A 21,102-nucleotide genomic window follows, 5' to 3' on the forward strand; every position below is an offset into this window, starting at 1 on the left:
CCGCGACTGGCAGGACGCGGTCGGCGAGGCCCTGCGCACCGCGGTACGCCGCCGTCTCGTCGCCGACGTACCGGTGGGGGTGCTGCTCTCCGGAGGGCTCGACTCCAGCCTGATCGTGGCGCTGCTCGCCGAGGCGGGGCAGGAGCGCGTCCGGACGTTCAGCATCGGCTTCGACAGCCGTGGCGGCGAGGCAGGCGACGAGTTCCACTACTCCGACCTGGTCGCCCGGGCCTACGACACCGACCACCAGCGGATCCGGCTCGCCGACGACGACCTGGTGCCCGCAGTCCGCCGGACCGTCGCGGCGATGACCGAGCCGATGGGCAGTCACGACGTGGTCGCCTTCCACCTGCTCTGCGAACAGGTGGCGGCCCACGTGAAGGTGGCCCAGTCCGGTCAGGGGGCCGACGAGGTCTTCGCCGGGTACGGCTACCACCAGCCGATGGCCACTGTGCCCCGGGCCGCCGCCGCGCGCAGCTTCGCCGACGCGTTTTTCGACAGGGACCACGCCGAGTTGAGCCGGGTGGTCGGGGTGGCGGTCCCGGACGTCGACGCCAGCCGGGACCTGGTCGTCGCCGACCTGGCGGCCTCCGGCGCGGAGACCGCCCTGGACGCCGTACTGCGCCTGGACACCCATGTGATGTTGCCCGACGATCCGGTCAAACGGGTGGACAGCATGAGCATGGCGTGGGGGTTGGAGGTCCGGACCCCCTTCCTCGACCAGGACCTGGTGGCGCTCGCCGCGGCCTGCCCTCCGGAGCACAAGGTCGCGCAGGGCGGCAAGGGTGTGCTCAAGGAGATCGCCCGGCAGGTGCTCTCCGCCGAGGTCGTCGACCGGCCGAAGGGCTACTTCCCGGTGCCTGCGCTGCGCAACGTCGACGGCCCGCTCCGGGAGCTGGTCACCGAGGCGCTGCGGGCACCGGCCGCCCGGGAGCGGGCGCTGTTCCGACCGGAGTACGTCGAGGAGTTGCTCGCCGAGCCGGACCGGGCGCAGGCCGCTGCGGGGAGCAACAAGCTGTGGCAGCTCGGCCTGCTCGAACTGTGGCTCCAGACCCACGGGGTCCGCTGAACGCCGTACCGGCCGGTCAACAGTCGACGGTCTGGGCGGTCAGGTGGTCGAGGACCGCGCGGACGTCACCGCCGGTGGCGGCCATGATCCGTCGCTGCCGGGCGGCACCGGTCCCGTCACGGCGCAGCCGGGCGAGCTGTTCCAGGACGTACGCCAGGTCGTCGTGACGCACCAGCGCGGGGGTGACCGCCGCGACCAACTCCTCCACGAGGTGCCACGCGGGCCGTGCTCCGCCGGCCCGCAGGTCGATCAGGTCGCCGTCGAGGCCGTGGTGGGCGGCCCGCCAGTGGGCCGCCGCCACCAGACAGCCGCGCAGCCGGGGTGCGGCGACACCGGCGCGCACGTCGTCGGCGGTGGTGGCGACCAACGCGCGCACCAGGGCGGCGACCAGCACCGTGTCGTCGACCAGGGGGCAGACGTCCCCGACCCGGATCTCCACCGTCGGGTAGGTGGTCGACGGGCGGGCGTACCAGTAGACCATCGCCGAGTCGAGCATGATCCCCGCGTCGACGAGGGCGGCCACCGTGGCGTCGTAGTCGGCGGCGGAGGTGAAGTACGGGGTGGGGCCGATGCTCGGCCACCGTTCCAGCTGCATCGACCGCCAGCTGGCGTGCCCGGTGTCGTACCCGTCGTGCAGGGGCGAGTTGACCGTGATCGCCTGGACGATCGGCAGCCAGGGCCGCAGGTGGTTGCAGACCTGCACCGCCAGTTCCCGGTCGGGCAGGCCCACGTGGACGTGGCAGCCGCAGACCGCCGGGTCGTGCGCGACCGGGCCGAAGCGTCGGGACATGGCGTGGTAGCGGGGTTCGTCGGGCACCGTCCGGTGGGGTTCCCGGACGGGGGTGGCGCCCACGGCGACCAGGTTCGCCCCGGCGGTCCGCGCCGCGTCGGCAGCGCTGCGGCGCAACGCCACCAGGTGGTCGCGCAGCTCGCCGAGGTCGGTGCAGACCGGGGTGACCATCTCGACCATGCTGTGCCGGAACTCCTGGCGGCTCTGCCGCCGGGCCGGTCCGGGCAGGGCGGCGAGCACCCGGTCGGCGACCGGCAGGCTGCCCCCGGTGGCGGGGTCCAGAAGCAGGAACTCCTCCTCCACGCCGACGGTCGGCGGCGCCGCCGGGTGCACGGCAGCCGCTGTCGGCGCGAGGGTCGGGCGGTTCGTCATGGTCGCCCTCCCGTCAGCGAGGCGGACGGTGCCGCCGGCTGGACGGTGGGTTCCCGACCCGCTCCTCGGCAAACGGCGCCCGGGGCGAGCGTCAGGCAACGGGCAGCACGGGTCGTACCGGGGTCTCCCCGAGGAGGCCACCCTCGTCGACGATCTCGGCGAGGTCCGGGTCGCGGTGGTGAAACGGCGCGAGGTGTGGGCTTTTCCCCGGATAAAACCGCCTTCCGGGCAAAAACCGCAGTTCGCTATTGCGCCAGGCTTTCCCGGTCGGGATGGTGGTGTCGGTCCCGGCGAATATGTTGCCCAGTGTGACGGTCGTACGTATTGGCGGCGTCTACCAGCGAAAACGCGACCGGTGCGGCATTGCTGGTCCGGTGGGTGTGCGGCGGTGTGAGGGAACCGTACCGCCAAGGGCTCGCGGCTTCCTTGATCGGGGTGCTAGTTTCGGCTTAGCGCGCTTCGATCACCATGGATCGCTTAATGTCCGGTTCCATTGCTTTTCGATGGGGGATGTAGTGCAATTGCAAAATCCGGAGACCGTGGTAAGCCTCGGAGTCCTGGGTCCGCTGTTCGTCAGTTCCCCATCGCCGCGAAAGACGCCGACGGCACGGAAACCGAGAAATGTTCTCGCAATGCTCCTCGTCCACGCCGACCAGGTCGTTCCGGTCTCCGTCCTGGTCTCCGAGCTCTGGGACGACGAGCCGCCGGTCAGCAGGCTCACCACCCTCCAGACGTACATTCTCAATCTGCGCAAGATGTTCGTGGCGGTCACCGGTCTGCCCGCCGAGGAGGTCACCCGGAGTCTGCTCATCACCCGGGCCGGCGGCTATCTGCTCCGCGGTGACCGGATCGCCCTCGACGTCCGGGAGTACCAGCGTCTGATGTCGGCCGGCTGCGCCGCGCTCGGCCTCGGCGACGACGTGACAGGCACCCGCAGACTCACCGAGGCGCTCGGCCTCTGGCGCGGGCCCGCGCTCGTCGACGTCCCGCTGGGTCGGGTGCTGGAGTCGAAGCGTCGCGAACTGGAGGAGTCCTGGCTCATGGCCAGCGAATACCTGGTCGGCGCGAAGTTGCGTCAGGGGATGTACCGGGAGGCCCTCATCGAGCTGACCGCGCTCACCGCGGAGAATCCGCTGCACGAGGGGCTCCAGGCGCAGTACATGCGGGCGCTGCATCTCAGTGGTCGACGCGCGCAGGCGTTGGAGGTCTTCCACCGGTTGCGTCGCAACCTCGTCGACGAACTGGGTCTGGAACCGGAGCCGCAGGTGCAACGGATCCACCAGGCGATCCTGAACGCCGAGACCGACTTCGAGGACGATCTGCGCGTCATCCGTCCGTTTCCGTCCGAGGTCGCCGCCACGAGTTGGGGTCGGGTCCGGGTCCGGGCGAGCTGACCGATTACCGCGTACGGCGACACCCTGAGCCGACAATCAACGACATTGGCGAAAATCGACATCTGTGCCCGGGGGGGACGGGTTGGACGACGAACGGTGGGGAGAACCATGACCACTATCGAACAGATCCCGAGCATGGCCGAGGAGGCCGTTCTGCTCGACTGGCTGGCGGTGATGCGCGACAGGCACCCGGTCTGGCAGGACCAGTACGGCGTCTGGCACATCTTCCGCCACAGTGACGTACGCGAGGTCCTCCGCGACACCGCCACCTTCTCCTCCGACCCCACCCGCGTCATCGAGGGGGCCGACCCGACGCCGGGGATGATCCACGAGATCGACCCGCCGGAGCACCGGGCCCTGCGCAAGGTCGTCAGCAGCGCCTTCACCCCGCGTACGATCGCCGACCTCGAACCGCGCATCCGGGAGGTGACCCGGTCGCTGCTGGCCGACGCCGGTGACCGCTTCGACCTGGTCGAGGCGCTCGCCTTCCCGCTGCCGGTCACGATCGTCGCCGAGCTGCTGGGGCTGCCCCGGATGGACCACAAGCAGTTCGGTGACTGGTCCGGCGCCCTGGTCGACATCCAGATGGACGACCCGACCGATCCGGCCCTGGTCGAACGCATCATGCAGGTGCTGAACCCGCTCACCTCCTACCTGCTCGACAGGTGTCGGGAACGGCGGGCCGACCCCCGGGACGACCTGATCTCCCGGCTGGTGCTGGCCGAGGTCGACGGGCGCACCCTCGACGACGTGGAGGCGGCCAACTTCTCCACAGCGTTGCTGCTCGCGGGGCACATCACCACCACCGTCCTGCTGGGCAACATCGTCCGCACCCTCGACGAGCACCCGGAGTACTGGACGGCCGCCGCCGAGGACCCGGGTCTGATCGCGCCGATCATCGAGGAGGTGTTGCGTTTCCGCCCCCCGTTCCCCCAGATGCAGCGCACCACGACCAGGGCCACCACCGTCGGTGGGGTCGAGATCCCGGCCGACGTCATGGTCAACACCTGGGTGCTCTCGGCCAACCGCGATCCCCTGGCGCATCCCGACCCGGACACGTTCGACCCGTCCCGCAAGATCGGTGGTGCCGCGCAGCTCTCCTTCGGGCACGGCGTGCACTTCTGTCTCGGTGCCCCGCTGGCGCGCCTGGAGAACCAGGTCGCCCTGGAGGAGATCATCGCCCGGTACGGTCGACTGGCCGTCGACCGCGACGACGACACGCTGCGTCACTTCGACCAGATCGTCCTCGGCACCCGGCACCTCCCGGTGCTGGCGGCGGTCACCCCGGCCGAGTCCGCCTGAACCCCTTGCGCTCCGACGCGGCGGCGCGTGACCGCGCCGCCGCGCCGGGGCGGGTCGACGCCGTTCAGACGGCGCGGATCAGGCCCCGATGCTGATCCCACCCGTCGGCGACGTCCCGTTCGAGTTGGTTGAGCCGGGCGGTCACCGACTGGTCGAAACCGTCGAGGAAGAACTCGTCCCCCGGCTGCGGATCGATGCTGCGGCCCGACGTGACGAAGTCGTGGACGACCGAGTGCAGGCTCCGGTCCGGGGTGACCCGGCCGGCGACGTAGCGGGTGGCCCCCGCCAGCCCGGGGAAACCGGCCTCCCGGTACAGGTAGACGTCTCCGAGCAGGTCGATCTGCACCGCCACCTGCGGATGGGCGGTCGGGCGCATCGTTTCCGGCCGGATCCGCAACAGCTGGGCGTCGACACCCCGACGCAGGCTCTCCAACGCGTAACCCAGGTCGGTCTGCATGCCCGGGGTCCGCTCGGCGGCGTAGTCGACGAACCGGGCGAGGCCCTCCCGCAACTCGGTCCGTTCGCCCTCGGACAACCTGCCGTCGTCCCGACCGCTGTAGTCCTCGCGGACGGTGACGAAGTCGAGCGGCCGGTGCGGGCTGGACTCGTTGAGTTCGGCGATGAAGTCGACCAGGTCGATGAGGCGGTTGGCCCGCCCCGGCAGGATGATGTGGTTGAGGCCGAGCCGGACCGGTGCCGCCCGTTCGGCGCGCATCCGCAGGAAGTCCCGGAGGTTCTTCCTGACCCGTTCGAAGGCGCCACGCTTGCCGGTGGTGGCCTGGTACTCGTCGTTGTTCAGCCCGTACAGGGAGGTACGGACCGCGCCGAGGTCCCACAGGCCGGGCTGGCGGCGCAGCGTCTGTTCGGTGAGGGCGAAGGCGTTGGTGTAGACGGTCAGGGCGAAGCCCCGCCGGGCGGCGTGCGACACCAACGCCCCGATACCCGGGTTGGTCAACGGTTCCAGGCCGCCGGAGAGGTACATCGCCGTCGGGTTCTCCGACGGCACCTCGTCGATGACCGAGGTGAGGATCTCGTTGCCGGGCACCACCGACTCCGCGTCGTACTTGGCACCTGTCACCCGTACGCAGAAGTGACAGCGGAACATGCACGTCGGGCCGGGGTAGAGCCCGACGCTGTACGGGAAGGCGGGCTCCCGCCGTACCGCAGCCTCCAACGCGCCGGCGGCGTTCAGCGGCCTGATCGTGTTGCTCCAGTACTTGCCCGCCGGGCCCTGCTCCACCGCCGTGCCCAGCTGCGGGATGCGATCGAACAGGTCGAGCAGCTCGCCGAACCCGGCCCGGTCCAGGTCGAACCGACGGCGCATCTGCTCCAACGGGGTGAACGGCGAGGCGCCGTAGTGGGCGGTGAGTTCGGCGAGCCGGACCGCCTGTCGTTCGGCGGTGTCGGATGCGGCACCGGTGAGGCGGGTGACCTCGGCGCTGAGCGCCCGCACCACGGCCGGCCGGTCGGCGTCGGGTCGTGCCGCGTCCGCGATCTCCGTCGGTACGGCGGTCGCCGTAGGAGTGGTCTTCATCGACGTGCGAACCCTTCTGGCGTCTGTGGTGCGAGGATCACGAACCGTTGCGTTTCCGCTTGTCCCACTCCGCGTTGATCAACGCACCGCTGGTGGTGGCGAGTCGGATGACGTCGCACACCCGGCGGATGTCCTCACTGGACACCGAGGGGCCGGTCGGGAGGGCGAGCACCCGTTCGGCGAGCCACTCGGTCTGTGTCAGCCGCAGCGGTGGCTCCGTGCGGTAGGGCGTCATCTGGTGGCAGGCGGGGGAGAAGTAGGGCTGTGCGACGACCTTCTCCGCGCGCAGGATCGCCTGCAGCCGGTCACGGTCGATGCCGGTGGCGGTGCCGTCCACCAGGATGATCACGTACTGGTAGTTGCTCTCCTCGTCGGGCGGGAGCGAGTGCACGGTGACGCCGCGTACGTCGCGCAGCTCGCTGGTGTAGAGCGCGTGGTTGACCCGGTTGTGCTCCCTGGTCTCGGCGAACGCGTCGAGGGAGGTGAGCCCCATGGCCGCGGCGCACTCGCTCATCTTGCCGTTGGTGCCGATCTCGGTGACCACCTTGTCCGGGCCGATGCCGAAGTTGTGCATGGCCCGGATCCGTTCGGCCAGCAGGCCGTCGTCGGTGACCACCGCCCCGCCCTCGAAGGCGGTGACCGCCTTGGTGGCGTGGAAGCTGAACACCTCGGCGTCACCGGATCCGCCCACCGGACGTCCACCCGTCGTGCAGCCCAGGGCGTGGGCGGCGTCGAAGAAGAGCTTGACCTGGTGGTCGGCGGCGATCTTCGCCAGCGCCTCCACAGGTGCTGGTCGGCCCCACAGGTGTACGCCGACGATCGCGCCGGTCTGCGGGGTGACGAGCGCGGCGACGTGGTCCGGGTCGACCAGACCGGTCGCCGGGTCGACGTCGCAGAACACCGGTGTGAGTCCGAGCCAGCTCGCCGCGTGCGCGGTGGCCGCGAAGGTCATTGACGGCATGATCACTTCACCGGTGACGTCACCGGCCCGCAGCACCAGTTCCAGGGCGACGGTGGCGTTGCAGGTGGCGATGCAGTGCCGTACCCCGACCAGGTCGGCGACCCGGGCCTCGAACTCCCGCACCAGGGGCCCGCCGTTGGTGAGCCAGTTGTTGTTCAGGGCCCACTCCAGGCGGGCCAGGAACCGCTGCCGGTCGCCGATCGTCGGCCGGCCCACGTGCAGGGGGTGCAGGAACGCCTCGGGACCGCCGAAGATCGCCAGATCGGTCGGTACGCGCTTCACGCCGTCGCCCGGTTGTAGACGGCGGACGCGCAGGCGACGAGGCTGCGCAGCTGGATGTTGACGTAGTGGCTGTGCGCGAGCAGTTCGGTGATCTGGCCGAAGGTCATCCACCGGTGGTCGGGGGCACCGCCGTCGTCGAAGTCCGCGGGCACCTCGACGAGCATGTACCGGTTCTCGTTGCGGTAGAACCGCCCACCCTCCTCGGAGTGCCAGGCGTCGTAGCGGATCTGGGTACGCGGGACGTCCAGCACGTAGTCGAGGTAGGTCGGGCGGTGTTCCTCGGGCACGTCGGTGTAGTTGTCCGGCTGACAGTGCACCGTCGCCGCCAACTCGGCGACGTCGTGGCCACCCGCCTCGGTGCGCAGGTGCACGAGCGCGTGGAGGGTGCCGTCGATCTCCTTGACCAGGAGGGCGAGCATGCCGTGGTTGGCGGGGGAGAGCAGCGGTTGCATCCAGGACCTCACCTCGCGGTGACTGGTCGTCACGGAGACGCCGAAGATGCTGAAGTACTTCTTGTCCTCGTGTTCGATGCCGTCGTCGCGCCGGATCCACCCGCTGCGGTCGATGTCGGCCAACGGCCGGGTGCGTTGGACGAACTCACGTGTGGTGCGTACGTCCGAGATCCAGCTCAGCAGGGTGTTCATGTTGTGGACCGGGGTGCCCGCCCCGACGAAGGAACGCAGCAGTCGGGTCTCGAAGGACCCCTGGGGCAGTCCGTCCAGTACCCGGCCGACGGCCCCGGCTTCCACCCTGGTCGGTATGCAGGCCAGCACGGACCGCAGGTCCATGTTCACCACGTTGTCGTAGCGGAGCATCGCCCGCAGCTGGGCGAGGGTGAGCCACCTGCAGTTCGGGTGCTCGGGCGGGTCCTCGAAGACCTCGACCACCATGTTGCGGTTGCGTTTGCGCAGGAACCAGGAACCCTGCTCGGACTGGAGGACGTCGACGAGGATCCGGTGGGGGCGGGTCCCGTCGAAGTACTCGATGAACTGGACGCGGGATCCGTTGTGGACCCTCATGTAGTTGCTGCGGGTGGCCTGCAGGGTCGGCGAGAGCTGGACGGCGTTGATGTTGCCAGGTTCGGCCTTGGCCTGCACCAGAGCGTGCAGTACGCCGTCGAACTCCCGCACGATCAGACCGAGGAACCCGATCTCGGGTTGGACGATGATGGGTTGGATCCAGTCCCGTCGCCATCCGAAGTTGGTCCGGACGTGCAGGCCCTCGATGGAGAAGAAGCGCCCGGAGTCGTGCGCCAGCCGACCGTCCTCCGGGTGGAACGACCAGCGTTCCATGGTGCTGAAGGGCACTCGGTGCACCTCGAGCCGATGCTCGGCGGCGCGGTGGGCCAACCAGTCGTGGACGTCGTCGGTGGCGGTGGGAGGTCCGCCGTGCCGAGTCAGGAAACGTATTGCCGATTGTGTGGATTCCGGAGTCGCATGACCGTTGACCCGATCCCCCATACGCCTCTCCCGTGATGTCGTGGGCGGTCCGTGCGGTACCGCCCGGACTGACATTCGTCGATCAAGACCCCGCCCAGTGTAGGGCTCCGCCCGCGACGGGAGAAGGTCCGTCGAACAACTTCCGGGTGACCGGTCGCCGGCGTCGGTGAAACGGGCGTCGGAGCACCCGATCATTGCTGTCGGTGAACTTCCTAACTGTCGGCGCGCACATCTTTCTGACCGGTGTGTTCCGTGGTATGACGCGTTCCCGGCCCGTCTGGAACTGTGCGTGGGACTGACCGGTTGCGGCGTGTTTTCGCCCGTTTCCGAACTGCGGATTCGTCGATCGCGCAGGTGGGAGCGGGTGGCTGACCGGGATGATCTGCAATCATGGCGCTCAATGACGATCTCTTGTAGCATGGTCCGCGCCGAGGGTCCGACAGGCCCGAAACGCCCGGCATCCAGCCTGTTCGACGACGTCGACATCACCGTGCAAGCCGCGATGACACCGACACCACGCCATGCTGGTGCCGCACTGGAAGGGTGGCGCGATCAGGGAAATGGCCGTGTCACTAGACAGACGCCAAACAGCTGTCCGGGCCTGCGGAAACAGCATCGATCTGCGTCAGCCGTTCATTGCCCCGGCGGCACCGCCTTGGAAATCCGTGCCACCGGTCGTCCGCAGTGACGATCGCGGACCCGGGTTTCGAGACAGCAGGTAGTAGGCGATGCAGGCGTTTCGTCTCGCGCCGGACGCGTCGCACTAGGTGGAATCCGTCACAGTCTTCAATCCGGGAGCGTTCTATGGCAGTTGGCGATCGAAGGCGGCTGGGCCGGGAGTTGCAGATGGCCCGGGGTCTCTACTGGGGGTTCGGTGCCAACGGCGATCTGTACTCGATGCTCCTGTCCGGACGGGACGACGACCCCTGGACCTGGTACGAACGGTTGCGGGCCGCCGGACGGGGACCGTACGCCAGTCGGGCCGGAACGTGGGTGGTCGGTGACCACCGGACCGCCGCCGAGGTGCTCGCCGATCCGGGCTTCACCCACGGCCCGCCCGACGCTGCCCGGTGGATGCAGGTGGCCCACTGCCCGGCGGCCTCCTGGGCCGGCCCCTTCCGGGAGTTCTACGCCCGCACCGAGGACGCGGCGTCGGTGACAGTGGACGCCGACTGGCTCCAGCAGCGGTGCGCCAGGCTGGTGACCGAGCTGGGGTCGCGCTTCGATCTCGTGAACGACTTCGCCCGGGAGGTCCCGGTGCTGGCGCTCGGTACCGCGCCCGCACTCAAGGGCGTGGACCCCGACCGTCTCCGGTCCTGGACCTCGGCGACCCGGGTATGCCTGGACGCCCAGGTCAGCCCGCAACAGCTCGCGGTGACCGAACAGGCGCTGACCGCCCTCGACGAGATCGACGCGGTCACCGGCGGTCGGGACGCCGCGGTGCTGGTGGGGGTGGTGGCGGAGCTGGCGGCCAACACGGTGGGCAACGCCGTCCTGGCCGTCACCGAGCTTCCCGAACTGGCGGCACGACTTGCCGACGACCCGGAGACCGCGACCCGTGTGGTGACGGAGGTGTCGCGGACGAGTCCCGGCGTCCACCTGGAACGCCGCACCGCCGCGTCGGACCGCCGGGTGGGCGGGGTCGACGTCCCGACCGGTGGCGAGGTGACAGTGGTCGTCGCCGCGGCGAACCGTGATCCCGAGGTCTTCACCGATCCCGACCGGTTCGACGTGGACCGTGGCGGCGACGCCGAGATCCTGTCGTCCCGGCCCGGCTCGCCCCGCACCGACCTCGACGCCCTGGTGGCCACCCTGGCCACGGCGGCGCTGCGGGCCGCCGCGCCGGTGTTGCCCCGGCTGTCCCGTTCCGGGCCGGTGATCAGACGACGTCGGTCACCCGTCGCCCGTGGTCTCAGCCGTTGCCCGGTCGAGCTGTAGAGGAAGAACGATGCGCGTCGTGTTTTCATCGATGGCTGTCAACAGCCATCTGTTCGGGCTGGTCCCGCTCGCAAGCGCCTTCCAGGCGGCCGGACACGAGGTACGGGTCGTCGCCTCGCCGGCCCTGACCGACGACGTCACCGGTGCCGGTCTGACCGCCGTGCCCGTCGGTGACGACGTGGAACTTGTGGAGTGGCACGCCCACGCGGGCCAGGACATCGTCGAGTACATGCGGACCCTCGACTGGGTCGACCAGAGCCACACCACCATGTCCTGGGACGACCTCCTGGGCATGCAGACCACCTTCACCCCGACCTTCTTCGCCCTGATGAGCCCCGACTCGCTCATCGACGGGATGGTCGAGTTCTGCCGCTCCTGGCGTCCCGACCTGATCGTCTGGGAGCCGCTGACCTTCGCCGCCCCGATCGCGGCCCGGGTCACCGGAACCCCGCACGCCCGGATGCTGTGGGGTCCGGACGTCGCCACCCGGGCCCGGCAGAGCTTCCTGCGACTGCTGGCCCACCAGGAGGTGGAGCACCGGGAGGATCCGCTGGCCGAGTGGTTCGACTGGACGCTGCGGCGCTTCGGCGACGACCCGCACCTGAGCTTCGACGAGGAACTGGTGCTGGGGCAGTGGACCGTGGACCCCATCCCCGAGCCGCTGCGGATCGACACCGGCGTCCGGACGGTGGGCATGCGGTACGTCCCCTACAACGGCCCCTCGGTGGTGCCCGCCTGGCTGTTGCGGGAACCCGAACGTCGGCGGGTCTGCCTGACCCTCGGCGGTTCCAGCCGGGAACACGGCATCGGGCAGGTCTCCATCGGCGAGATGTTGGACGCCATCGCCGACATCGACGCCGAGTTCGTGGCCACCTTCGACGACCAGCAGTTGGTCGGCGTGGGCAGCGTTCCGGCAAACGTCCGTACCGCCGGGTTCGTGCCGATGAACGTCCTGCTGCCCACCTGCGCGGCCACCGTGCACCACGGCGGCACCGGCAGTTGGCTGACCGCCGCCATCCACGGCGTACCGCAGATCATCCTCTCGGACGCCGACACCGAGGTGCACGCCAAGCAGCTCCAGGACCTCGGCGCGGGGCTGTCGCTCCCGGTCGCGGGGATGACCGCCGAGCACCTGCGTGGGGCGATCGAGCGGGTTCTCGACGAGCCGGCGTACCGCCTCGGTGCGGAGCGGATGCGGGACGGGATGCGGACCGACCCGTCGCCGGCCCAGGTGGTCGGCATCTGTCAGGACCTGGCCGCCGACCGGGCGGCACGCGGCAGGCAGCCGCGTCGAACCGCCGAGCCGCACCTGCCGCGATGACTTCCACCACCACCGGGACCGGCTGATGCCGGTCCCGGAATCCACACGCCGACTTTCCTTCTGACACGAGGGGGCCCCGGTGGTTACCTCCACCAACTTGGACACGACAGCACGGCCGGCACTGAACTCGTTGACCGGGATGCGGTTCGTCGCCGCCTTCCTGGTCTTCTTCACGCACGTCCTGTCGAGGCTCATCCCGAACAGCTACGTGTACGCCGACGGCCTGGACGCCTTCTGGCAGACCACCGGACGGGTGGGGGTGTCGTTCTTCTTTATTCTCAGCGGTTTCGTGCTGACCTGGTCGGCGCGGGCCAGCGACTCGGTGTGGTCGTTCTGGCGCAGACGGGTCTGCAAGCTCTTCCCCAACCACCTGGTCACCGCCTTCGCCGCCGTGGTGTTGTTCCTGGTCACCGGGCAGGCGGTGAGCGGTGAGGCGCTGATCCCGAACCTCCTGCTGATCCACGCCTGGTTCCCGGCCCTGGAGATCTCCTTCGGCATCAACCCGGTGAGCTGGTCGTTGGCCTGCGAGGCGTTCTTCTACCTGTGCTTCCCGCTGTTCCTGTTCTGGATCTCCGGTATCCGCCCGGAGCGGCTGTGGGCCTGGGCCGCCGTGGTGTTCGCCGCGATCTGGGCGGTACCGGTGGTCGCCGACCTCCTGCTGCCGAGTTCCCCGCCGCTGATCCCGGGGCTTGAGTACTCCGCCATCCAGGACTGGTTCCTCTACACCTTCCCTGCGACGCGGAGCCTGGAGTTCATCCTCGGGATCATCCTGGCCCGCATCCTGATCACCGGTCGGTGGATCAACGTCGGGCTGCTCCCCGCGGTGCTGTTGTTCCCGGTCTTCTTCGTCGCCTCGCTCTTCCTGCCGGGTGTCTACGCCATCTCCTCGTCGATGATGATCCTTCCCCTGGTTCTGATCATCGCCAGCGGCGCGACGGCCGACCTCCAGCAGAAGCGCACCTTCATGCGTAACCGGGTGATGGTGTGGCTCGGCGACGTCTCCTTCGCGCTCTACATGGTCCACTTCCTGGTGATCGTCTACGGGGCGGACCTGCTGGGGTTCAGCCAGACCGAGGACGCCCCGCTGGGTCTCGCACTCTTCATGATCATTCCGTTCCTCGCGGTCTCCCTGGTGCTGTCGTGGCTGCTGTACAGGTTCGTCGAGCTACCCGTCATGCGTAACTGGGCCCGCCCGGCCTCCGCCCGGCGCAAACCCGCCACGGAACCCGAACAGACCCCTTCCCGCCGGTAAGAAGGACGGTGCATCGGTGACCACCTACGTCTGGTCCTATCTGTTGGAGTACGAGAGGGAACGAGCCGACATCCTCGATGCGGTGCAGAAGGTCTTCGCCAGTGGCAGCCTGATCCTCGGTCAGAGTGTGGAGAACTTCGAGACCGAGTACGCCCGCTACCACGGGATCGCGCACTGCGTGGGCGTCGACAACGGCACCAACGCTGTGAAACTCGCGCTGGAGTCGGTAGGTGTCGGACGCGACGACGAGGTCGTCACGGTCTCCAACACCGCCGCCCCCACAGTCCTGGCCATCGACGAGATCGGCGCCCGGCCGGTCTTCGTGGACGTCCGCGACGAGGACTACCTCATGGACACCGACCTGGTGGAGGCGGCGGTCACCCCGCGTACCAAGGCCATCGTCCCGGTGCACCTGTACGGGCAGTGCGTGGACATGACAGCCCTGCGGGAACTGGCCGACCGGCGGGGCCTCAAGCTCGTGGAGGACTGCGCCCAGGCCCACGGTGCCCGGCGGGACGGTCGGCTGGCCGGGACGATGAGCGACGCGGCGGCCTTCTCGTTCTACCCGACGAAGGTCCTCGGCGCCTACGGCGACGGCGGCGCGGTCGTCACCAACGACGACGAGACAGCCCGCGCCCTGCGACGGCTGCGGTACTACGGGATGGAGGAGGTCTACTACGTCACCCGGACCCCGGGTCACAACAGCCGCCTCGACGAGGTGCAGGCCGAGATCCTGCGGCGCAAACTGACCCGGCTCGACGCGTACGTCGCGGGTCGGCGGGCGGTCGCCCAGCGGTACGTCGACGGGCTCGCCGACCTCCAAGACTCGCACGGCCTCGAACTCCCAGTGGTCACCGACGGCAACGAACACGTCTTCTACGTGTACGTCGTCCGCCACCCGCGCCGCGACGAGATCATCAAGCGTCTCCGGGACGGGTACGACATCTCCCTGAACATCAGCTACCCCTGGCCGGTGCACACCATGACCGGCTTCGCCCACCTCGGTGTCGCGTCGGGGTCGCTGCCGGTCACCGAACGGCTGGCCGGCGAGATCTTCTCCCTTCCCATGTACCCCTCCCTCCCTCACGACCTGCAGGACAGGGTGATCGAGGCGGTGCGGGAGGTCATCACCGGGCTGTGACGAGCCCGCGTGTCGTCAGCGAAGACCCACTCTGGAAGGGCCGGTCATGCCGAACAGCCACTCGACCACGTCGAGCACCGACGTCGCCCCGTACGAGCGGGCGGACATCTACCACGACTTCTACCACGGCCGTGGCAAGGGATACCGTGCCGAAGCCGACGCGCTCGTGGAGGTCGCCCGCAAGCACACCCCACAGGCGGCGACCCTGCTGGACGTGGCCTGCGGGACCGGATCCCACCTGGTCGAGCTGGCGGACAGCTTCCGGGAGGTGGTGGGGGTCGACCTGTCGGCCGCCATGCTCGCCACCGCCGCCCGCAACGACCCCGGGCGGGAACTGCACCAGGGCGACATGCGCGACTTCTCCCTCGACCGCAGGTTCGACGTCGTCACCTGCATGTTCAGCTCCACCGGTTACCTCGTCGACGAGGCCGAACTGGACCGTGCCGTGGCGAACCTGGCCGGTCACCTCGCGCCTGGCGGCACCCTCGTCGTGGAGCCCTGGTGGTTCCCGGAGACGTTCCGGCCCGGCTGGGTCGGGGCCGACCTGGTCACCAGCGGTGACCGGAGGATCTCCCGGATGTCGCACACCGTCCCGGCGGGTCTGCCCGACCGCACCGCCTCCCGGATGACCATCCACTACACGGTGGGGTCACCGGAGGCCGGGATCGAGCACTTCACCGAGGTGCACGTGATGACCCTGTTCGCCCGCGCCGCCTACGAGCAGGCCTTCCAGCGGGCGGGCCTGAGCTGCTCGTACGTCGGCCACGACCTGTTCTCGCCGGGCCTTTTCGTCGGGGTCGCCGCGGAGCCGGGGCGGTGAGGGTCGAGGAGCTGGGCATCGAGGGGGTCTTCACCTTCACCCCGCAGACGTTCGCCGACGAGCGGGGGGTGTTCGGCACGGCGTACCAGGAGGACGTGTTCGTGGCGGCGCTCGGCCGCCCGCTGTTCCCGGTGGCCCAGGTCAGCACCACCCGGTCCCGGCGGGGTGTGGTCCGGGGGGTGCACTTCACGACGATGCCCGGCTCCATGGCGAAGTACGTCTACTGCGCCAGGGGTAGGGCGATGGACTTCGCCGTCGACATCCGGCCCGGTTCCCCGACCTTCGGCCGGGCCGAGCCGGTCGAGCTCTCCGCCGAGTCGATGGTCGGGCTGTACCTTCCCGTGGGCATGGGCCACCTGTTCGTCTCCCTGGAGGACGACACCACCCTCGTCTACCTGATGTCCGCCGGTTACGTCCCCGACAAGGAACGGGCGGTGCACCCCCTGGATCCGGAGCTGGCGTTGCCGATCCCGGCCGACCTCGACCTCGTCATGTCCGAGCGGGACCGGGTCGCACCCACCCTCCGGGAGGCCCGGGACCAGGGGATCCTGCCCGACTACGCCGCCTGCCGGGCCGCCGCGCACCGGGTGGTGCGGACGTGACCCCGGCCGGGCGTGCGGGGCCGGTGGTGGTGCTCGGCGCGTCGGGTTTCCTGGGTTCGGCGGTCACCCACGCCCTGGCCGACCTCCCGGTGCGGGTGCGGCTCGTCGCCCGGCGGGAGGTCGTCGTGCCCTCCGGTGCCGTCGCCGACTACGAGACGCACCGGGTGGACCTCACCGAACCCGGAGCGCTCGCGGAGGTGGTCGCGGACGCCCGGGCGGTCTTCCCGTTCGCCGCCCAGATCAGGGGTACGTCAGGGTGGCGGATCAGCGAGGACGACGTGGTCGCCGAACGGACGAACGTCGGCCTGGTCCGGGACCTGATCGCCGTCCTGTCCCGCTCGCCGCACGCCCCGGTGGTGGTCTTCCCGGGCAGCAACACGCAGGTCGGCAGGGTCACCGCCGGCCGGGTCATCGACGGCAGCGAGCAGGACCACCCCGAGGGCGTCTACGACAGGCAGAAACACACCGGGGAACAGCTGCTCAAGGAGGCCACTGCGGCCGGGGCGATCCGGGCGACCAGTCTGCGGCTGCCCCCGGTGTTCGGGGTGCCCGCCGCCGGCACCGCCGACGACCGGGGGGTGGTCTCCACCATGATCCGTCGGGCCCTGACCGGCCAACCGCTGACGATGTGGCACGACGGCACCGTCCGGCGTGAACTGCTGTACGTGACCGACGCCGCCCGGGCCTTCGTCACCGCCCTGGACCACGCCGACGCGCTCGCCGGACGCCACTTCCTGTTGGGGACGGGGCGTTCCTGGCCGCTGGGCGAGGTCTTCCAGGCGGTCTCGCGCAGCGTCGCCCGGCACACCGGCGAGGACCCGGTGCCGGTGGTCTCGGTGCCGCCTCCGGCGCACATGGACCCGTCGGACCTGCGCAGCGTGGAGGTCGACCCCGCCCGGTTCACGGCTGTCACCGGGTGGCGGGCCACGGTCACGATGGCGGAGGCGGTCGACCGGACGGTGGCGGCGTTGGCCCCCCGCCGGGCCGCCGCCCCGTCCGAGCCCTCCTGACCGGGGTCACCCGGGTTCGTCCTACGGCACCGGCCCGTCGACGGCCGGTGCCGGGAAGATCGCTTCGAGTTCCCGGAGTTCCTCCTCGCCCAGCGTCAGCTCGGCGGCCCGTAACGCCGAGTCGAGCTGCTCGGGTGTGCGGGGGCCGATGACAGCGCCCAGGATCCCGGGGCGGGACAGGACCCAGGCCAGACCGACCTCGGCCGGGTCCGCGCCGAGGCGTCGGCAGTAGTCCTCGTACGCCTCGACGAGGGGGCGTACGGCGGGGAGGAGCACCTGGGCGCGTCCCTGCGCCGACTTGACGGCGGTTCCGGCTGCCAACTTCTCCAGTACGCCGCTGAGCAGCCCGCCGTGCAGGGGGGACCAGGCGAACACGCCCACCCCGTACGCCTGGGCGGCGGGCAGGACGTCCAGCTCGGGGTGGCGGACGGCCAGGTTGTACAGGCACTGGTGGGAGATCATGCCGAGCAGGTTGCGGCGTGCCGCGCTCTCCTGGGCGGCGGCGATGTGCCAGCCCGCCAGGTTGGAGGAGCCGACGTACCCGACCTTCCCACTGCCGACCAGATGTTCGGCGGCCTGCCACACCTCGTCCCACGGTGCGGCGCGGTCGATGTGGTGCGTCTGGTAGATGTCGATGTGGTCGACCCCGAGGCGGCGGAGGGAGTTCTCGCAGGCGGCGACGATGTGTCGGGCGGAGAGCCCGCCGTCGTTGACCCGTTCGCTCATCTCGCTGCCCACCTTGGTCGCCAGGACGGTCTCCTCGCGTCGACCTCCGCCCTGGGCGAACCACCGTCCGACGAGTTCCTCGGTGTGGCCCTTGTAGAGCCGCCAGCCGTAGATGTCGGCGGTGTCGATGCAGTTGACGCCCCGCTCGAGGGCGTGGTCCATCAGCCGCAGCGCGTCGTCGTCGGTCACCCGTCCACTGAAGTTCACGGTGCCGAGCCAGAGTCGGCTGGTGTGCAACGCCGATCGTCCGACGCGTACCCGGGCGGACCCGGCCCCGGTGGTTCCCACGTCGGTCACCTGTCGGCGCGGTGCTGGTGGGCGAGCGCCTCCAGCACGGGTACGACCTCGGCGGGGGTCGGCGCGGCCAGCGCCTCCTGCCGCAGCTTCTCGGCGTTCTCGGCGTGGGAACGGTCCTCGACCACTGTGGCGAGAGCCTGCCAGAGGGTGTCGGCGTCGACCTCGTCCGGACGGAGGAAGACACCCGCTCCCAGCTCGGCGGTGCGCTGACCACGCAGGACACAGTCCCACTCGTGGGCGACGGAGATCTGCGGTACGCCGTGGTGCAGCGCGGTGGCCCAGCTTCCGGCACCGCCGTGGTGGATGACGGCGGCACAGCCCGGCAGCAGGATGTTCATGGGAACGAAGTCCACCAGGCGGACGTTGTCCGGCACCGACGCCGGATCGAGCCCGGAGCGGGTCACCACGATCTCGCCGTCGAACCGCGCGAGGGTGGCCAGTGTCCGGAGGAACTCCTGCGGGTTCGAGGTGATGCCCAGCGCCGAGTATCCCCCGGTGAAGCAGACCCGGCGGACTCCGTCCGAGGTCCTGAGCCACTGCGGCACGACGGAGGACCCGTTGTAGGGCAAAGTCCGGGTGTGCACCGACTCCAGTCCGGTCTCCAGGCGGAAGCTCTCGGGCAGCTGGTCGACGCTCCACTGTCCGACAGCGAGGTCCTCGCTGTAGTCGAGGCCGAACCGGCCGGCGACCTCGGTGAGCCAGCCGCCGAGCGGGTCCGGCCGGTCGTCGGCGGGACGCTGCCCGCGCAGGTCCTGGGAGCGGCTGCGGAAGTAGCCGGTGAGGTCGCTGCCCCACAGCAGCCGGGCGTGGGCGGCCCCGCAGGCCTTGGCCGCGACCGCCCCGGCGAAGGTGAAGGGCTCCCAGAGCACCAGGTCGGGACGCCAGTCCATGGCGAACTCGACGAGTTCGTCGACGAAGGAGTCGTTGTTGACCACCGGGAAGACGAACCGGGAGGTGGCCTCCTCGATGCCGTGCAGGAACTCCCACGAGCGCAGTTCCGGTCCGCGTCGGGCGAAGTCCAGGTCGGTGGTGTAGCGGTGCACCTGCGCGGCGGCCTCAGGGGAGATGTCGAAGAGTCGGTGGTCCGAGCCGAGTGGCACCGAGGTCAGTCCCGCGCCGACGACGACGTCGGTGAGCTCGGGCTGACTGGCCACCCGGACGTCGTGGCCGGCGGTGTGCAGCGCCCAGGCCAGGGGGACGAGGCCCTGGAAGTGGGTACGGTGCGCGAACGAGGTGAGCAGGACCCGCACTGGTCACTCCTTGGTCGAGATGAGGGCGGCAACGGTCCGGTCGATGCCCTCGGCCAGCGGCACCCGGGGGTGCCAGCCGGTCAGCGTCCGGAACTCGGTGGAGTCGAAGTCGTCGCTGCGGAAGTCGTTGGCCTCGGCGTTCTCCGGTGGAGGGACGCTGACGACGGGCACCGCAGGGTTGCCGGTCTGACGTGCCACGCTGGCGGCGACGGTCTCGAAGATCTCGCCGAGGGGTCGGGCCTCGTCCGCGCTCGGCGTCCAGACGTCGCCGACCAGCGCCTCGTGGTTGTGCAGTGCGGCGGTGAACGCGGTGGCCACGTCCTCGACGTGCAGGAGGTTGCGGCGCACGCTGCCCTCGTGCCACATCGTGATCGGCTCACCGGCGAGGGCTCGCCGGATCATGGCGGTGACGACACCCCGGCCGGTCTGCCCCGACGGGCCGCTGTGGCCGTAGATCGCGGGCAGGCGCAGGATCACCCCGTCGACGACCCCGTCCTCGGTGGCCTGACGCAGGATCCGCTCGGCCTCGATCTTGTGCTGGGCGTACCGGCTGGGGGCGGCGGGGTTCGCGGCCTGGGTGGTGCTGGCGAACAGGAGCACCGGCGCGGGTCCGGGTCTTGCCCGCAGCGCGGCGACGAGGTCGCGCATGATGCCCGCGTTGACGCGTTCGGCCTCGGGCACCGTGGCGGCGCTGCGCCAGGTCGACCCGCCGGCGGCGTAGGCGACCAGATGCACGACGACGTCGGTGTCGGCGACGACCGGCGCGACCCGGCCGGGTTCGAGCAGGTCGACTCGAAGGTGCTCGATCCCGGCGCTGCCTGGTGGCTGGTCGCGAGACCCGGTGCGCGCGACGGCCCGCAGTCGGAGAGGGTGTGTGGTAAATTCGCGAAGAAGGGCGCTTCCGACGAATCCAGAAACGCCGAGAAGTGTGACATGTCTTGTCATCTACTAATGCATTCCGATAGCCACCGGCGCATGGAATCCATTTGTTCCCCCCAGGGTGGTGTCGGGTGACAAATCCGGCCTCAGGTCGGCCTCAAGCCTCTTTCGAGCGGGTGCTGAGGCTTCCCGCGTACCCTCGGTGGCCTGCGTTCGGGCGGGTGTCGGGGAAAGGGCGGATCGAGGAGTTCGGTAGGGCGTCGCGGCGCGTACTCCGGGACTGATCCGGGTCGACGCCCCGACGCGTGACAGGGCGTCGATCCGTGCCGCCCGTACCGCCGGTTTTCGGCGATGGTCGCAGATTCCTCCCGACGTGGTGGACTCATTGGTTCTCCCGGGTGTGGCCGCACCGTCGGTGGCCTCGTCGGGGGTGTCGGAGACCGGGTCGATCGCCGTCCCCGGCCGTGCCGACCAGGGTCGGTCCGTCGCCGAGGTGGGTCACCGTCGGGTGGACCCGGTCCGCCGGCGGCCACCGCCCGATCGTGCCCACCTTCGCCTCCGCGGGTAAATGCTTCGTCGATCTGATCGACACTTCCGGCGACGCTATCACCGGAGCATTCCCCGGCACCACCGGTCGATGCCTCGCGCTTTCCAAACAGGGAAAACAGCAGCTCACAGCGGTTCCAGGCGCCGGGCAATCCTAGCGAAGAGTCTCGATGGGGT

The 21,102-nt window shown here is 69.9% G+C and carries 17 protein-coding genes; 10 read left to right on the plus strand and 7 right to left on the minus strand.

The genetic code is table 11. From position 1 onward, the window contains the following. Positions 1-1,069 (plus strand): asparagine synthase-related protein (locus ABT336_RS12210; RefSeq protein ID WP_350896590.1); only part of this gene is annotated, 1,069 nt, incomplete at its 5' end. A gap of 16 nt (positions 1,070-1,085) precedes the next feature. On the opposite strand, the gene ABT336_RS12215 is transcribed toward ABT336_RS12210, so the two are convergent. Continuing rightward, on the minus strand, positions 1,086-2,231 hold the full coding sequence (locus ABT336_RS12215) for a carboxylate-amine ligase (protein ID WP_350896591.1): 1,146 nt from the start codon (positions 2,229-2,231) through the stop codon (positions 1,086-1,088). Between the two features lie 503 nt (positions 2,232-2,734). Here ABT336_RS12215 and ABT336_RS12220 point away from each other — a divergent pair. Together ABT336_RS12220 and ABT336_RS12225 are read left to right on the plus strand one after the other, a co-directional pair. Then, positions 2,735-3,625, plus strand: a complete 891-nt coding sequence (locus tag ABT336_RS12220) for an AfsR/SARP family transcriptional regulator (protein ID WP_350896592.1) — start codon at positions 2,735-2,737, stop codon at positions 3,623-3,625. 108 nt (positions 3,626-3,733) lie between these two features. Next, complete coding sequence (locus ABT336_RS12225) at positions 3,734-4,927, plus strand: cytochrome P450 (RefSeq protein ID WP_350896593.1); 1,194 nt, start codon at positions 3,734-3,736, stop codon at positions 4,925-4,927. 64 nt (positions 4,928-4,991) lie between these two features. Here ABT336_RS12225 and desII read toward each other — a convergent pair whose 3' ends face one another. Genes desII through ABT336_RS12240 form a run of 3 tightly spaced genes read right to left on the minus strand, consistent with a single transcriptional unit; the run spans position 4,992 to position 9,218 of the window. Then, complete coding sequence (gene desII / locus ABT336_RS12230) at positions 4,992-6,461, minus strand: dTDP-4-amino-4,6-dideoxy-D-glucose ammonia-lyase (RefSeq protein WP_350896594.1); 1,470 nt, start codon at positions 6,459-6,461, stop codon at positions 4,992-4,994. A gap of 37 nt (positions 6,462-6,498) precedes the next feature. After that, on the minus strand, positions 6,499-7,704 hold the full coding sequence (locus ABT336_RS12235; protein WP_350896595.1) for a dTDP-4-dehydro-6-deoxyglucose aminotransferase: 1,206 nt from the start codon (positions 7,702-7,704) through the stop codon (positions 6,499-6,501). Further along, complete coding sequence (locus ABT336_RS12240) at positions 7,701-9,218, minus strand: NDP-hexose 2,3-dehydratase family protein (protein ID WP_502891160.1); 1,518 nt, start codon at positions 9,216-9,218, stop codon at positions 7,701-7,703. The genes ABT336_RS12235 and ABT336_RS12240 overlap by 4 nt, the downstream gene beginning before the upstream one ends. A gap of 729 nt (positions 9,219-9,947) precedes the next feature. Between ABT336_RS12240 and ABT336_RS12245 the strand changes: the two genes are divergently transcribed. The 7 genes from ABT336_RS12245 (at position 9,948) to ABT336_RS12275 (ending at position 17,227) form a co-directional block, all read left to right on the plus strand. Further along, positions 9,948-11,081, plus strand: coding sequence for a cytochrome P450 family protein (locus ABT336_RS12245; protein ID WP_350896597.1), 1,134 nt, complete (start codon positions 9,948-9,950; stop codon positions 11,079-11,081). Positions 11,082-11,091: 10 nt separating this feature from the next. Further along, a complete protein-coding gene (locus ABT336_RS12250) occupies positions 11,092-12,402 on the plus strand; it encodes an activator-dependent family glycosyltransferase (protein ID WP_350896598.1) in 1,311 nt (436 codons plus the stop codon). 97 nt (positions 12,403-12,499) lie between these two features. Next, on the plus strand, positions 12,500-13,654 hold the full coding sequence (locus tag ABT336_RS12255) for an acyltransferase family protein (protein WP_350896599.1): 1,155 nt from the start codon (positions 12,500-12,502) through the stop codon (positions 13,652-13,654). A 16-nt stretch (positions 13,655-13,670) separates the two neighbouring features. Further along, positions 13,671-14,795: a DegT/DnrJ/EryC1/StrS family aminotransferase gene (locus tag ABT336_RS12260; RefSeq protein WP_350896600.1), complete on the plus strand. Its 1,125-nt coding sequence runs from the start codon at positions 13,671-13,673 to the stop codon at positions 14,793-14,795. Between the two features lie 46 nt (positions 14,796-14,841). After that, on the plus strand, positions 14,842-15,615 hold the full coding sequence (locus ABT336_RS12265; protein ID WP_350896601.1) for a class I SAM-dependent DNA methyltransferase: 774 nt from the start codon (positions 14,842-14,844) through the stop codon (positions 15,613-15,615). Next, positions 15,612-16,217 (plus strand): dTDP-4-dehydrorhamnose 3,5-epimerase family protein, encoded by a 606-nt coding sequence (locus ABT336_RS12270; protein WP_350896602.1) that lies wholly within the window; start codon positions 15,612-15,614, stop codon positions 16,215-16,217. Before ABT336_RS12265 ends, ABT336_RS12270 begins: the two co-directional genes overlap by 4 nt. Then, complete coding sequence (locus tag ABT336_RS12275; protein ID WP_502891161.1) at positions 16,214-17,227, plus strand: SDR family oxidoreductase; 1,014 nt, start codon at positions 16,214-16,216, stop codon at positions 17,225-17,227. Before ABT336_RS12270 ends, ABT336_RS12275 begins: the two co-directional genes overlap by 4 nt. Positions 17,228-17,248: 21 nt before the next feature. Here ABT336_RS12275 and ABT336_RS12280 read toward each other — a convergent pair whose 3' ends face one another. From ABT336_RS12280 to ABT336_RS12290, 3 genes are read right to left on the minus strand one after another with little or no spacing between them, the layout of a single operon-like run. Next, the gene (locus ABT336_RS12280; RefSeq protein ID WP_350896603.1) at positions 17,249-18,250 is read right to left on the minus strand and encodes an aldo/keto reductase; all 1,002 of its coding nucleotides are present in this window, start codon (positions 18,248-18,250) and stop codon (positions 17,249-17,251) included. Next, positions 18,247-19,500, minus strand: a complete 1,254-nt coding sequence (locus ABT336_RS12285) for an activator-dependent family glycosyltransferase (protein WP_350896604.1) — start codon at positions 19,498-19,500, stop codon at positions 18,247-18,249. Before ABT336_RS12285 ends, ABT336_RS12280 begins: the two co-directional genes overlap by 4 nt. Positions 19,501-19,503: 3 nt before the next feature. Further along, positions 19,504-20,445, minus strand: coding sequence for an NAD-dependent epimerase/dehydratase family protein (locus tag ABT336_RS12290; RefSeq protein ID WP_350896605.1), 942 nt, complete (start codon positions 20,443-20,445; stop codon positions 19,504-19,506). Between the last annotated feature and the right edge of the window lie 657 nt (positions 20,446-21,102).

The organism is Micromonospora sp. NPDC000207, assembly GCF_040300925.1.
Taxonomy (GTDB): domain Bacteria; phylum Actinomycetota; class Actinomycetes; order Mycobacteriales; family Micromonosporaceae; genus Micromonospora.

Coding starts and splice junctions, on each gene's coding strand:
- ABT336_RS12265 (WP_350896601.1), top strand. CDS start 14,842: ATGCCGAACAGCCACTCGACCACGTCGAGCACCGACGTCGCCCCGTAC.
- ABT336_RS12245 (WP_350896597.1), top strand. CDS start 9,948: ATGGCAGTTGGCGATCGAAGGCGGCTGGGCCGGGAGTTGCAGATGGCC.
- ABT336_RS12250 (WP_350896598.1), top strand. CDS start 11,092: ATGCGCGTCGTGTTTTCATCGATGGCTGTCAACAGCCATCTGTTCGGG.
- ABT336_RS12240 (WP_502891160.1), bottom strand. CDS start 9,218: ATGTCAGTCCGGGCGGTACCGCACGGACCGCCCACGACATCACGGGAG.
- desII (WP_350896594.1), bottom strand. CDS start 6,461: ATGAAGACCACTCCTACGGCGACCGCCGTACCGACGGAGATCGCGGAC.
- ABT336_RS12220 (WP_350896592.1), top strand. CDS start 2,735: ATGGGGGATGTAGTGCAATTGCAAAATCCGGAGACCGTGGTAAGCCTC.
- ABT336_RS12290 (WP_350896605.1), bottom strand. CDS start 20,445: ATGACAAGACATGTCACACTTCTCGGCGTTTCTGGATTCGTCGGAAGC.
- ABT336_RS12215 (WP_350896591.1), bottom strand. CDS start 2,231: ATGACGAACCGCCCGACCCTCGCGCCGACAGCGGCTGCCGTGCACCCG.
- ABT336_RS12225 (WP_350896593.1), top strand. CDS start 3,734: ATGACCACTATCGAACAGATCCCGAGCATGGCCGAGGAGGCCGTTCTG.